At 32.1% G+C, this 12,673-nt stretch carries 11 protein-coding genes; 9 read left to right on the top strand and 2 right to left on the bottom strand.

What is annotated here, in order from left to right; genetic code table 11:
• Positions 1-10 precede the first annotated feature (10 nt).
• The 4 genes from metA (at position 11) to thrB (ending at position 4,309) form a co-directional block, all read left to right on the top strand.
• A complete protein-coding gene (gene metA / locus COC46_RS14510; protein ID WP_098810422.1) occupies positions 11-916 on the top strand; it encodes a homoserine O-acetyltransferase MetA in 906 nt (301 codons plus the stop codon).
• Between the two features lie 132 nt (positions 917-1,048).
• Complete coding sequence (locus COC46_RS14505) at positions 1,049-2,353, top strand: homoserine dehydrogenase (protein WP_098810421.1); 1,305 nt, start codon at positions 1,049-1,051, stop codon at positions 2,351-2,353.
• Positions 2,346-3,404 (top strand): threonine synthase, encoded by a 1,059-nt coding sequence (gene thrC / locus COC46_RS14500; RefSeq protein ID WP_098810420.1) that lies wholly within the window; start codon positions 2,346-2,348, stop codon positions 3,402-3,404. The genes COC46_RS14505 and thrC overlap by 8 nt, the downstream gene beginning before the upstream one ends.
• A complete protein-coding gene (gene thrB / locus COC46_RS14495) occupies positions 3,401-4,309 on the top strand; it encodes a homoserine kinase (protein WP_098810419.1) in 909 nt (302 codons plus the stop codon). The genes thrC and thrB overlap by 4 nt, the downstream gene beginning before the upstream one ends.
• Before the next feature lie 203 nt (positions 4,310-4,512).
• Here the strand turns inward: thrB and COC46_RS22765 are convergent, their stop codons facing one another.
• Positions 4,513-4,647, bottom strand: coding sequence for a hypothetical protein (locus tag COC46_RS22765; protein WP_098810418.1), 135 nt, complete (start codon positions 4,645-4,647; stop codon positions 4,513-4,515).
• Positions 4,648-4,753: 106 nt separating this feature from the next.
• Between COC46_RS22765 and COC46_RS14485 the strand changes: the two genes are divergently transcribed.
• On the top strand, positions 4,754-5,131 hold the full coding sequence (locus tag COC46_RS14485) for a hypothetical protein (protein ID WP_141550910.1): 378 nt from the start codon (positions 4,754-4,756) through the stop codon (positions 5,129-5,131).
• Between the two features lie 30 nt (positions 5,132-5,161).
• Here COC46_RS14485 and COC46_RS14480 read toward each other — a convergent pair whose 3' ends face one another.
• Positions 5,162-5,716, bottom strand: a complete 555-nt coding sequence (locus COC46_RS14480; protein ID WP_098810416.1) for a 3D domain-containing protein — start codon at positions 5,714-5,716, stop codon at positions 5,162-5,164.
• A gap of 640 nt (positions 5,717-6,356) precedes the next feature.
• Between COC46_RS14480 and COC46_RS14475 the strand changes: the two genes are divergently transcribed.
• The 4 genes from COC46_RS14475 (at position 6,357) to COC46_RS14460 (ending at position 12,497) form a co-directional block, all read left to right on the top strand.
• Positions 6,357-8,135: a M3 family oligoendopeptidase gene (locus tag COC46_RS14475; protein ID WP_098810415.1), complete on the top strand. Its 1,779-nt coding sequence runs from the start codon at positions 6,357-6,359 to the stop codon at positions 8,133-8,135.
• Between the two features lie 105 nt (positions 8,136-8,240).
• A complete protein-coding gene (locus COC46_RS14470; protein ID WP_098810414.1) occupies positions 8,241-10,028 on the top strand; it encodes an ABC transporter ATP-binding protein in 1,788 nt (595 codons plus the stop codon).
• Positions 10,009-11,838, top strand: a complete 1,830-nt coding sequence (locus tag COC46_RS14465; protein WP_098810413.1) for an ABC transporter ATP-binding protein — start codon at positions 10,009-10,011, stop codon at positions 11,836-11,838. The genes COC46_RS14470 and COC46_RS14465 overlap by 20 nt, the downstream gene beginning before the upstream one ends.
• An 11-nt stretch (positions 11,839-11,849) precedes the next feature.
• Entirely contained in the window at positions 11,850-12,497 is a 648-nt protein-coding gene (locus COC46_RS14460) for a nitroreductase family protein (protein ID WP_098810412.1), read from the top strand.
• The last annotated feature ends 176 nt before the right edge of the window (positions 12,498-12,673 follow it).

The following is a 12,673-nucleotide window of genomic DNA, read 5'->3' as shown; positions in this document are numbered from 1 at the left end:
AGTGGAAAAAATGCCCGTAATTATCAACAAGGACCTACCCGCAACGGAAATATTAACAAATGAAAATGTTTTTTATATGACGAAGGAACGAGCAGAGACTCAAGATATAAGACCACTTCAAATAGGAATTTTAAACCTAATGCCAACTAAGATTGAAACCGAAACGCAAATATTACGTTTAATTGCAAATTCTCCATTACAAGTTGATATCGATTTAATAGGTACTGAATCATACAAGCCTAAAAACGTATCAGAGGAGCATGTTTCAAGCTTTTATAAAACGATTTCACAAATTCAAGACAATAAATATGATGGATTTATTATAACCGGGGCACCAGTAGAACAATTGGATTTTGAAGAAGTTGAATATTGGTCAGAGTTGAAAGAAATTATGGATTTCACGAAAGAAAATGTGACTTCTACACTACATATATGTTGGGGGGCACAAGCAGGTCTTTTCCACCATTTTGGAGTTCCAAAATATGCATTAAATAAAAAAATGTTTGGTGTTTTCCCTCATACAGTAGAGGATCGTTTTGTGAAATTAGTACGTGGCTTTGATGACGAATATTATGTTCCGCATTCAAGGCACACTGAAGTAAGAAAAGAAGACATTGATAAAGTAGGAGATTTAAAGATTTTAAGTCTATCTGAGGATGCAGGTGTCCATCTTGTTAGTAGTGAGGATGGAAAACAAATTTTTGCAACAGGACATCATGAATATTGTATTAATACATTAAAATCAGAATATGAAAGAGATGTACAAAGAGGAGTAGAAATTGATATTCCAAAAAACTATTTTAAAAATGATAATCCAGAAAAACCGCCTATTGTACGTTGGAGAAGTCATGGTAATCTACTATTTTCGAATTGGTTAAACTATTATGTTTATCAAGAAACCCCTTACAATTTATGAATTTATTATTTTAAGTTCATAAATTAGTAAAGTATTAAATAAAAATAATTGGAAAATTTAAAAAAGTGTTTGCTATTTTCATAAAATATTCCCATAATGGAAATAATATCAAACTTTAACGGAGGAGATCATATGAAGGACTGTATTTCTATCGGCCTATTAGGGCTAGGAACTGTTGGAAGTGGTGTTGTAAAAATTGTTGAAGATCATCAGGACAGATTAGCCCATCAAATCGGTTGTTCTGTAAAAGTTAAAAAGGTTCTAGTTAAGGACCTAGAAAAGGAACGCTCAATTTCGATTCAAAAAGATTTATTAACAACAGATGCATATGAAATTTTAGATGATGCTGATGTTGATGTTGTTGTAGAAGTAATGGGTGGGATTGATGATGCAAGACGATACATCCTTCAAGCACTTCGAAATAAAAAGCATGTAGTTACAGCAAATAAAGATTTAATGGCTTTATATGGTACAGAATTACTTCGAGTAGCAAATGAAAATAAATGCGATTTATTCTATGAAGCTAGCGTTGCTGGAGGCATACCAATTATTCGTAGTTTAGTAGATGGTTTAGCAGCGGATCGTGTAACTAAGCTAATGGGGATCGTAAACGGAACGACAAATTTTATCCTTACTAAAATGAGCAATGAAGGAAAAGCATATGATGAAGTGTTAAAAGAGGCACAGGAGCTTGGTTTTGCAGAAGCAGACCCTACATCTGACGTTGAAGGACTTGATGCCGCAAGAAAAATGACAATTTTAGCTAAATTAGGTTTTTCAATGGATGTTGAACTAGAAGATGTTCAAGTTCGTGGGATAAGTTCAGTATCTTCAGAGGACATTGATTTTGCTAAATACTTTGGATATACAATGAAATTAATCGGTTATGCGAAGAGAAATGGAAATCGAATTGAAGTTAGTGTAGGACCAACTTTAATTGCACATAACCACCCGTTAGCATCAGTAAGTAATGAATTTAATGCAGTTTATGTATATGGTGAAGCGGTAGGAGAAACAATGTTTTATGGTCCTGGTGCGGGTAGTTTACCAACTGCAACTGCGATCGTATCTGACTTAGTAGCAGTAATGAAAAATATGCGATTAGGTGTAAATGGAACAAGTGCTGTATTACCTCAATATCCAAAAGAATTAAAAGAAGATAATGAAATTTATTTTAAATCGTTCTTCCGTTTTACAGTAAAAGATCAATTAGGTTCATTTGCTAAAATTACTTCAATTTTTACAGAATCTGATATAAGTTTTGAGAAGATCATTCAAGTTCCTTTAAAGCATAAAGGGTTAGCAGAAATCATTTTAGTAACTCATCATGCATCATCTTCAGCATACAAAAAAGTTATTGAAAATTTAGAAACATCTGATGTAGTCGATGAAGTACGCAGCTATTATCGAATTGCAGGTGAAGATCTCGATGTATAAAGGATTAATTAATAAATATTCAGCTTACTTACCGGTTAATGAAGAAACACCACAATTAACATTAAATGAAGGGAATACACCTTTATTGTTTTTACCAAGATTATCGAAGGAGTGGGGAATCGAATTATTCGTTAAATTAGAGGGACTAAACCCAACAGGATCGTTCAAAGATCGCGGTATGGTAATGGCAGTTGCTAAGGCAAAAGAAGAAGGAAGTTCAGCAATCATTTGTGCATCTACAGGGAATACATCTGCAGCAGCGGCGGCCTATGCTGCAAGAGCAGGTATGAAATGTATTGTTATCATTCCAAATGGAAAAATTGCATATGGAAAACTCGCTCAGGCTGTAATGTATGGGGCTCATATCATTAGTATTGATGGTAATTTTGATCACGCATTACAAATGGTACGAAAAATTAGTGAGTCTGAACCAATTACGCTTGTTAATTCCGTCAATCCATATCGAATTGAGGGACAGAAAACTGCTGCTTTTGAAATTTGTGAGCAATTGGAAGAAGCTCCTGATTTATTAGCGATTCCGGTTGGTAATGCTGGTAATATTACAGCTTACTGGAAAGGTTTTAACGAATATAGTCTTTCAAAAGGATATCGATTACCAAAAATGCACGGCTTTCAAGCAGAAGGTGCTGCGCCAATTGTAAAGAATAGAAAGATTGAAAATCCTGAAACAATTGCAACTGCTATAAGAATTGGTAATCCAGCAAGTTGGGAATATGCAGTAAATGCAATTGAGGAATCAAATGGTGCAATCGATAGTGTAACAGATGAGGAAATCTTACAAGCATATAAATGGATTGCATCAAAAGAAGGCGTATTTGCAGAACCTGGTTCATGTGCAAGTATTGCTGGAGTATATAAACAAGTGCAGTCCGGTGTCATTAAAAAAGGCACAAAAGTAGTAGCCATTTTAACTGGTAATGGATTAAAGGATCCAGATATCGCAATTCAATCAAGTAAAATTGAACCAATATTGCTTCCAAACGAAGAAAAGGTTGTTTTAGAACATTTACAAGGTGTGGTTTCTATATGAAAAAACTTTTCCAAATAACAGTTCCTGCAAGTACTGCAAATGTAGGACCTGGTTTTGATTCGATTGGTATTGCTTTTGATCGCTATTTAACAATTGAAGTATATAATCACGATCAATACAGCTGCGAAGGATTTAGTGATTATTTAAAAGATATTCCGCTAGATCAAACAAACTTAATACTCAAAACAGCTATTGAAGTAGCAAATGCAAATAATAAAACTTTGCCAACATGTCATTTGAAGCTTGAAAGTAATATCCCATTAACAAGAGGATTAGGAAGTAGTGCCTCTGCAATCGTTGGTGGCATTATTTTAGCAAATGAACTTTGTCATCTTCAATTATCAATGGAAGAACAGTTGCGAATTGCATCCTCAATCGAAGGTCATATGGATAATGTCGGCGCTTCGCTTTACGGTGGTTTAGTGATAGGGACTTTTATCGATGGAAAAGCATATAATCAACATTCGAAATTAAAAAATGTGTCAGTAGTAGCCATTATTCCAAAATACGAATTAGAAACTGTACATGCACGAAATATATTACCTTCAACAATTCCTTATAAAGATGCTATACAATCAAGTAGTTATAGTAATGTATTAGTCTCAGCTCTATTACAGGAAAATTGGCAACTAGCAGGCGATATGATGAAGAGAGATCTATTTCATGAACCATATCGTAGTAAAATTGTAAAAGAGTTGGATACATTAAAACAAACCAAATTACCTGAATATGTACATGGGTTTGTCCTTAGCGGTGCCGGCCCAACAGTATTAGCTTTCGTTACAATTGAAGGTTGTACAGAAGCAATTCATTATTTTACAAACTTATTTCCAAATTGTGATGTAAGTGAAATAAAAATCGTAAATGAAGGTGCATCAGTTAAACATTCGGTACACACTAATTAAAATAAGCCACTCAACTAGTGTTGTTGAGTGGTTTATTTATGTTGAATAAAAAATGGTGTGAGTGAAAAGTTTAGTACGATAGTGCAAATAATAATAGTAAAACTGCAAAACAGCGAAATTGCAATTAAAAAAGATCAATAATAATGACACAAAGAAGAGAATATCAAGTGAAATGATGATAAAACTAAAATCGTAAAAATTTTTTATTTTCTTCTTTCTTTCATATATTTTTCTGCAAGTAATTGTTTGACTTGATTATAGGTTAAACCAGAATCTGCATTTTTTCTTTTTACTTCAGTAATATCAGTTCCTGTTATTGTAAATCGTTTATCTTCCATTTGTTTTCATCTCCAAAACAAAATATTTAATATTATTATTTATTAGTTAAATGGAAAATATGCTCTTTAAGAACTACTTAATTAATTTCAAGAACTGATAAAATAATTGGTAAGTAGGAAGAAGAGGAGATATGAAATTGTTTTTGGGGTGTTTGGATTTATTTTTCGTATACTCTCCTGGTTGGTTATCGAAATAATAGCTCAATTCTTCTTTGATTATTTGCCAAAAAAATTTTTGGGCTATTCGTATTACGAAAAAGACAATAAATTAATTCAAGAGAGAATGGATGTGTTGAAAAAAGAACAGTGGTTTAGGCCTTATGAAATTTACTTGCTGGAAATATCACAAAGAAAAAGTATTCAAAAGTTAATTATAAAAGCCAATATGGATGAAATATTATCAAATGAAGAGAAAAGAAATGAATTCTTAAAAGAATTAGATCGTCGATTATTTGAATTGAATTCAAAATGGACTAAAAAATAAAAAACGAGCCAGAATTAACGGCTCGTTTTTTTACTTTTTATAAACTTTTACAGTAACTGTTTTAACTCCCCATTTAAGGGCATTTTTCTTACTTGGGATAAATACATCAATTTTATTTCCTTTAAGAGAACCACCAGTATCACCAGCAATAGCATAACCATAGCCTTGTACATATACTTTAGAACCTAAAGGAATTACTTTTGGATCCACAGAGATAACTTTTACCTTAGGATTCTTTTTTAAGTCTATTCCAGTAGCTGTTTTACCGCTACATCCTTTACAGCTTCCAGTGTAAGCTGTAGCTTTCATTTTGATTACTTTGTAAGGAGTAGCCGCTTTAGCTGTAGTTTTTTTAGTTGTTGTTTTCTTAGTTGAAGGTTTAATTTGTAATACTTGATTTACTTTAATAAGATCAGATTTTAAATGGTTCCAATATTTAATTTGGGATACTGTTACCTTTTGCTTTTTTGCGATCGCAGATAATGTATCTCCAGATTTAACTTTGTATGTTGCTGCATATGTATTTGTCGTAAATCCCATTGTTAGAAAAACAGTAGTAACCAAACATGTCATCAGTTTTTTCATATTTCTCGCTCCTGTCGATTTCTATGTACTAACTTTACCATGGAAATGTGACAGCAAGATTTCAGTAACTTTATTTTATGTTACAAATATATTACCTTTTTTTATAATATTCTATCAATTCTGCATAATTGTTACAGTTTATTTCGACAAAGTATCGATTAGAGGAATTACAATGATGAACTTTAACGAAGAATGCCTGATTTTAAAGGCCTGAAGAGCTAAATGAACAGAAAGGAAGAGATACGCGGATCGAGAAAAATGATAAGATTTTTTCAATAAAGTAGAATATAATCCAAAAAATAAGTGGTTATGATCCATTAAAATAGAGGAGATTATTACGTTTTAATTTAAAGAAATGTAACAATTAGATAGATTTTGTAATATTTAACTCTATTTTTTGTCTTATATTTCTTTCATTTCAGTCCTAAATATTTCTATATTTACCATTTTTTAGTTTGTACACAAAAAATTAATAATTAACCAATCGTTTACTTTGAAAAATGCCCAAAATGATTGATTTAACAATAATTCAACAATCTTGTGTAGGATATTGAATTGGTCATAAGTAGTATGATTAGACTAAATATTTTGAATAATGTATAATAACAAATGTACTTATAAAACCAAAAGGTGGGGTCGTATGGCGACGAATACATATTCACTTACATGGGATTTAGATGTTTTCTTTAAAGGAGGAAGCGAGTCTCCTGAATTTGCATTATACATAAAAGAAATTACTAGTTTAGTAGAGAAATTAGAGAAACAAGTTTCATTGTTCGCTGCACCAAAAAATAGTGATGAAACTGAGAGTTTAAATGAGATTATTAGTAATATTCAATTAATTGGAAAGAAATTATCACAAGCTAGTGGATTTGTTAGCTGTTTACAAGCCCAAAATATGGCAGATCAAAAAGCTAATTTATTAAGAGGTACACTAACTCAAGCTTTCGCAAATTATTCCACTACTTTAACTAAATTCCATAGCCAACTAACAAAAATAGAAGATTCTGTTTGGGAGAATATTTTAGAAAGTGATGAGTTTAAGGAAATTTCTTTCGTTCTAAATGAGCGTCGTCAAAACGCAAGTGAATTATTATCTGTTGAACAAGAGGCATTAATAACTGCACTTTCAGTAGATGGATATCACGGTTGGGGCCAAATGTACGACACTGTTGTTGGAAAAATGCAGATTGAACACGATGATAAAGTTCTATCTGTAGGGCAAGCCTCAAATCTGTTTTCTTCTAAGGAACGTAATGTTCGTAAAGAGATTTTTGAAAATTGGGAAGAAACATGGGGGAATGAGTCGGATTACTTCGCTAAAATATTAAACCATCTTGCAGGTTTCCGTTTAAGCGTATATGGACAACGTGGATGGAATAATGTATTAAAGGAACCGTTATCAATCAATCGTATGAGTCAGGAAACGCTTGATTCTATGTGGGGCGCAATTATCGACAATAAAGCTCCGTTTGTTGAATATCTAGAAAGAAAAGCTAAATTACTAGGCGTTGAGAAATTAAGTTGGTATGATTTAGATGCACCTGTTGCGGATATCGATTCTTCTATTTCATATGCTGAAGGCGCTGAATTTATTTTAAATCAATTCAATCAATTTGGAGACAAATTAACAGATTTTACTAAGATGGCATTTGAAGATTCTTGGATTGAAGCGGAGGATCGAGCTGGTAAACGACCAGGTGGGTTCTGCACAGGATTCCCTGAGAGTGGGCAATCTCGTATTTTTATGACGTATTCAGGAACTCCATCGAATGTGTCAACACTAGCACACGAATTAGGGCATGCTTTCCATTCGTTTGCGATGAAGGATGTTCACACACTTAATAAACACTACGCAATGAATGTTGCTGAAACGGCTTCAACATTCGCAGAAATGATTGTAGCTGATGCAGCCGTTAAAAATGCGACTTCTCAACAGGAACGTCTTGCTCTTTTAGAAGACAAAATCCAACGAAGTGTTGCATTTTATATGAATATCCATGCTCGCTTCTTATTTGAAACGCGTTTTTATGACGAGCGTAAAAATGGAGTTGTAAGTAAAAATCGAATAAACGAACTAATGGAAGATGCTCAAAAAGAAGCATATTGTGGAGCATTAGAAGAATATCATCCACATTTCTGGGCATCTAAATTGCATTTCTATATTACTAGCGTGCCATTCTATAACTTCCCATACACATTTGGATATTTATTCTCTTTAGGAATTTATGCAAAAGCGTTGGAAGAAGGAAAAAGCTACGAACAGAAATATATTGCCCTTTTAAAAGATACAGCTTCAATGACAGTAGAAGAATTAGCTCAAAAGCATTTAGGTGTAGATTTAACAAAACGTGATTTCTGGGAGAAAGCTGTTAAACTATCTCTTAAAGACGTTGAAGAATTTTTATCGATCACTTAAATGATAGCTTTTAAAGAGGAGGACTCGTTTAATTACGAGTTCTTTTCCTATTTTATGTGATTTTATTAAGATATTTGTAGATTTATTATAAAAAGATAAGAAAATATGGAGGGGTTTTTAATCATTACCTCTTTAGTCAGGGGAGTGACTAATTTGAATAGTTTTAAGTTATTAAAATCATATAAAATTACAATTTTCGCAGCAATCTTTTTTTTACTTTTAGAGTTAGTAGTTGAATTATTTCAACCATATATATTATCTAATATCATCAACAATGGAATCGTGCAAAAAGACATGGAATATGTAACTAAATGGGGATTCGTAATGATTGTATTGTCAATCGTAGCGTTCATTGGTGGTGTATTAAATACTTTTTATGCAACTCATATTGCTCAAAGCTTTTCATTCACTCTACGAAAAACACTTTTTGAGAAAGTACAATCATTTTCATTTACAACTTTTAGTTATTTGCCAACTTCTTCAATCATCACTCGACTTACAAATGATGTATCACAATTACAAAGTGCAGTATTTATGAGTTTAAGGATTATTTTAAGAGCGCCATTACTTGTAACTGGTAGTGTTGTTATGGCATTAATTTTGAATTGGAAATTATCATTTATACTTTTCTTAATTTTACCTTTCCTATTTATGTTTTTAAACTGGATGGTTAAAAAGGGTAGAAGACTATTTAAAAATGTTCAAGATAACGTAGATGTTGTAAATAGTGTTCTTAGAGAAAATTTAGTAGGAATGAAATTAATAAAAGCTTTTGTACGAAACGACTATGAAAATAAACGTTTTCAACATATAAATCAAAATTTAAAACAAAAAACATCTGTTGCATTAAGAACGATGGAAATTACGATGCCAGTTATGCTTTTGTTTATGAATGCATCAATTCTCATCGTATTGTGGTTTGGAAATAGTAAAGTACATTCACACGAAACGAATATTGGAGATATTGTTGCGATCGTAAATTATATTTCTCGTATTACTACATCTTTTTCGGTTTTCTCATTTATCATTAGTGCATTTTCAAGAATGAGAGCTTCTTCAGAACGAATTGATGAAATTTTAACAATCGAAGAAGATTTTATAGAAAAGAACGAAGGAAACAAGATTAAGTATCAATTAGAAGGTAAAATCCAATTCCATCAAGTTTCTTTTCGTTATCCAAATGATGAAAAAGACGTTTTAAAAAATATCTCATTTGTTGCATATCCAGAACAAACAATTGCAATATTAGGTTCAACTGGATCAGGAAAAACGTCATTATTTCAATTAATACCTCGTTTGTATGATGTTAATTCTGGAACTATTTTAATAGATGATCAAGATATCAGGAAAATAAACAGTAAACAACTAAGAGGACAAATTGGATATGTACCACAAGAAGCACTATTATTTACTGGGACGATCAAAGAAAATTTATTAATGGGTAGAGAAACAGCCACGGATGAGGAAGTTTATTTAGCTGCACAGCATGCGCAAATACATGAAACCATACTGTCTTTCCCAAATGGATATGAAAGTTTAATCGGTCAAAAAGGTGTCAATCTGTCAGGTGGGCAAAAACAACGACTTGCAATCGCTAGGGCAATTATAAGAAAACCTAGTATTTTATTACTTGACGATAGTACAAGTGCATTAGATTTAAAAACAGAAGCTAGTTTGCTAGAAGATTTAAAAAATTATGAATGTACAACTTTAATCATTACACAAAAGGTCAGCACTGCTAAAAAAGCAGATAAAATTTTAATTATTGATGAAGGTGAACTTGTAGAAGAAGGAACTCATGAATCTTTATTAAGAAGTTCAAAATTATATAAAGCAATCTACTATTCACAATATGGAAAGGAGGAAATTCAAAATGTTAAAGGAGCTAACTAAACCTTTCCAATATAAACATTTAACATTAAAAAATGACAAGAAAAAGAAAGAACGAGCAAATAATGTTTCCTCAACAGTAAAAAGAATTTGGAACTATTTAGCACTACTGAAAGGAAAACTTGCTGTTGTACTTTTTTTAGTTTTAGTCAGCTCAGGACTTGGCTTATTAGGACCAGTATTAGTTGGATATTCAATTGACCATTATATTTTAAAAAATAATTTAAGCGGCTTAGCATGGCTAATTTTAGCACTAGTGTTTATCTACTTAGGCTATTCCGCATCATTATTTTTCCAAAACTTTTGGATGATTGATATCGCTCAAAATACAGTAACTAAAATGAGAACAGAATTATTTAATATGTTTCATAAATTACCAATGTCATTTTTTGAAAAAAGACAACATGGTGAATTAATGAGTCGTGTAACGAATGATTTAGAAAATGTAAGTACTACGTTAAATACATCAGTAATCCAAATATTTTCAAGTGTGTTAACTTTAGTTGGTACTGTTTCAGTTATGCTTTGGTATAGTCCAATTTTAACTTTATTAACGCTTTCGATTGTACCGGTTTTAATTGTAGGTATAAGATGGATCACACGCCGTACAGGACAACTATATAAAATCCAACAACGTAATTTAGGGGAATTAAATGGATTTATTGAAGAAACTGTGTCTGGACAAAGAATTATCAAAACTTTTTCACAAGAAGATAAAATGATTCGAGACTTTTTAAGTAAAAATGAAAAACTGAAAAACTCAGGATTTTGGGCATTTATTTTTGCTGGATTTATTCCAAAATTTATGAATGTACTTAATAATGTCAGTTTTGCTATTATTGCTGGGGTTGGCGGATATTTTGCTTATAAAGGTCATATATCGATTGGTACGATTGTTGTATTTACCGAGTATTCAAGACAATTTACACGTCCACTAAATGATTTATCTAATCAATTTAATACATTACTTTCCGCGATAGCTGGAGCAGAACGAGTATTTTCAATTATTGATGAAGATATTGAAGCAATCGATGAATCTCACATCGTAAACGATCAAAAAGTAATTCTAGGAGAAGTTGAATATAAAAATGTTCATTTTTCATACGCGAAAGATTCAAATACATTAACGAATGTTTCATTTAAAGTTTCACCCGGTGAGACAGTAGCCTTAATTGGACCGACTGGAGCTGGTAAAACTACAGTAGTAAATTTACTTTCACGCTTTTATCAAATCAATAGTGGTGATATACTCATAGATGGTGTAAGTATTGGTCAATATTCTAGAAAAAATTTAAGACAGCAAATGGCATTTGTATTACAAGATTCATTTTTATTTAAAGGAACCATACGCGAAAATATTCGATACGGCCGTTTAGATGCAACAGATGAAGAGGTAGAAGAGGCTGCAAAGCTTGCAAATGCACATAGTTTTATTATGAAATCTACCAAAGGATATGATACAATTTTACAACAAGATGATCAGCAAATTAGTCAAGGTCAAAAGCAACTTCTCTCAATTGCTCGAGCGATTCTAGCAAATCCAGCAATTTTAATTTTAGATGAAGCTACAAGTAGTATTGATACGATTACTGAAATTAAAATTCAAGAAGCTTTACAACGACTAATGCAAGGCCGAACAAGCTTTGTTGTTGCGCATCGTCTAAATACAATTAAAAATGCTAATCAAATACTTGTTTTGAAAAATGGAATGTGTATAGAGAGAGGTTCACATGCTGAATTAATCGATAAACAAGGCTTTTACTATGAATTAGTAAATCATCAGGGGATGAATGAAGATCAGCATATACAATAAAGGGTGGAAGCATGGATTACAATTCATTTAAAGAAATTATTCACGGAAGAAGAAGTATTCGAAAATTTACTGATCAAGCAGTTTCAAATGAAGTAATCGAAGAAATCATTGACTGCGCACGATATGCTCCAAGTGATACAAACTCACAAACTTGGGAATTTATCATTATTAAAAACACTGACAAAATTAAAAAAATTGAAGAGATGACATGGGATTCTTTACATGAAGTTGCTGAAAAAGCGAAAGAAAAAGGTTTAGAAAAAGAAGGAAAGTTACTAGTTCGTTCTTTTGGTCCTTATGCAACAGCATTCAGAGAAGCACCAGTTTTAATTATTTGTTTAGCAACACCATATGAATCAAAATTCAGAACGAAAATCTTTGATCCAATCGGCTTTGTAGAAAATGAAGTTTGGAAAGAAGAAGGAATTAAGAGTAGCTGCCTAGCTTCACAAAACTTAATGTTAGCTGCACATGCATTAGGCTTAGGAACTTGTCCAATGACTGGTCCGGTCCTATTAGCTCAAGATAAATTAAGAACTTATTTAGATATTCAAGAAGATCGTGAAATCAACATGGTCATTTCACTTGGCTATCCATCAGAACCAGCAAAAAAACTTGCTCGTAAAGAAGTAGCGGAAATTATTCGTTACGTTGAATAATAAATCATCGACCCACAAAGAGATTAAATATTTCTTGTGGGTTTTTTATGTTTTATTTGTCAATACGAACAAGTAGTGGGGGAAACGAAAATTAGTGATGTATAATCTGAAATTACGATATAACGACGAGAATTAATGATGTATAATCTGAAATTACGATATAACGACGAGAATTA

Origin of the sequence: Bacillus sp. AFS041924, from assembly GCF_002577195.1 — a bacterium.
Taxonomy (GTDB): domain Bacteria; phylum Bacillota; class Bacilli; order Bacillales; family Bacillaceae_G; genus Gottfriedia.
The sequence above is the reverse complement of the archived record's forward strand: the minus strand, read 5'-3'. Positions and strand labels throughout refer to the sequence as shown.

Excerpts from the sequence above, each read along its gene's own strand:
- thrB (WP_098810419.1), top strand. The coding sequence starts at position 3,401 with ATGAAAAAACTTTTCCAAATAACAGTTCCTGCAAGTACTGCAAATGTA.
- COC46_RS14475 (WP_098810415.1), top strand. The coding sequence starts at position 6,357 with ATGGCGACGAATACATATTCACTTACATGGGATTTAGATGTTTTCTTT.
- COC46_RS14505 (WP_098810421.1), top strand. The coding sequence starts at position 1,049 with ATGAAGGACTGTATTTCTATCGGCCTATTAGGGCTAGGAACTGTTGGA.
- COC46_RS14460 (WP_098810412.1), top strand. The coding sequence starts at position 11,850 with ATGGATTACAATTCATTTAAAGAAATTATTCACGGAAGAAGAAGTATT.
- metA (WP_098810422.1), top strand. The coding sequence starts at position 11 with ATGCCCGTAATTATCAACAAGGACCTACCCGCAACGGAAATATTAACA.
- COC46_RS22765 (WP_098810418.1), bottom strand. The coding sequence starts at position 4,647 with ATGGAAGATAAACGATTTACAATAACAGGAACTGATATTACTGAAGTA.
- COC46_RS14465 (WP_098810413.1), top strand. The coding sequence starts at position 10,009 with ATGTTAAAGGAGCTAACTAAACCTTTCCAATATAAACATTTAACATTA.
- thrC (WP_098810420.1), top strand. The coding sequence starts at position 2,346 with ATGTATAAAGGATTAATTAATAAATATTCAGCTTACTTACCGGTTAAT.
- COC46_RS14480 (WP_098810416.1), bottom strand. The coding sequence starts at position 5,716 with ATGAAAAAACTGATGACATGTTTGGTTACTACTGTTTTTCTAACAATG.
- COC46_RS14470 (WP_098810414.1), top strand. The coding sequence starts at position 8,241 with ATGGAGGGGTTTTTAATCATTACCTCTTTAGTCAGGGGAGTGACTAAT.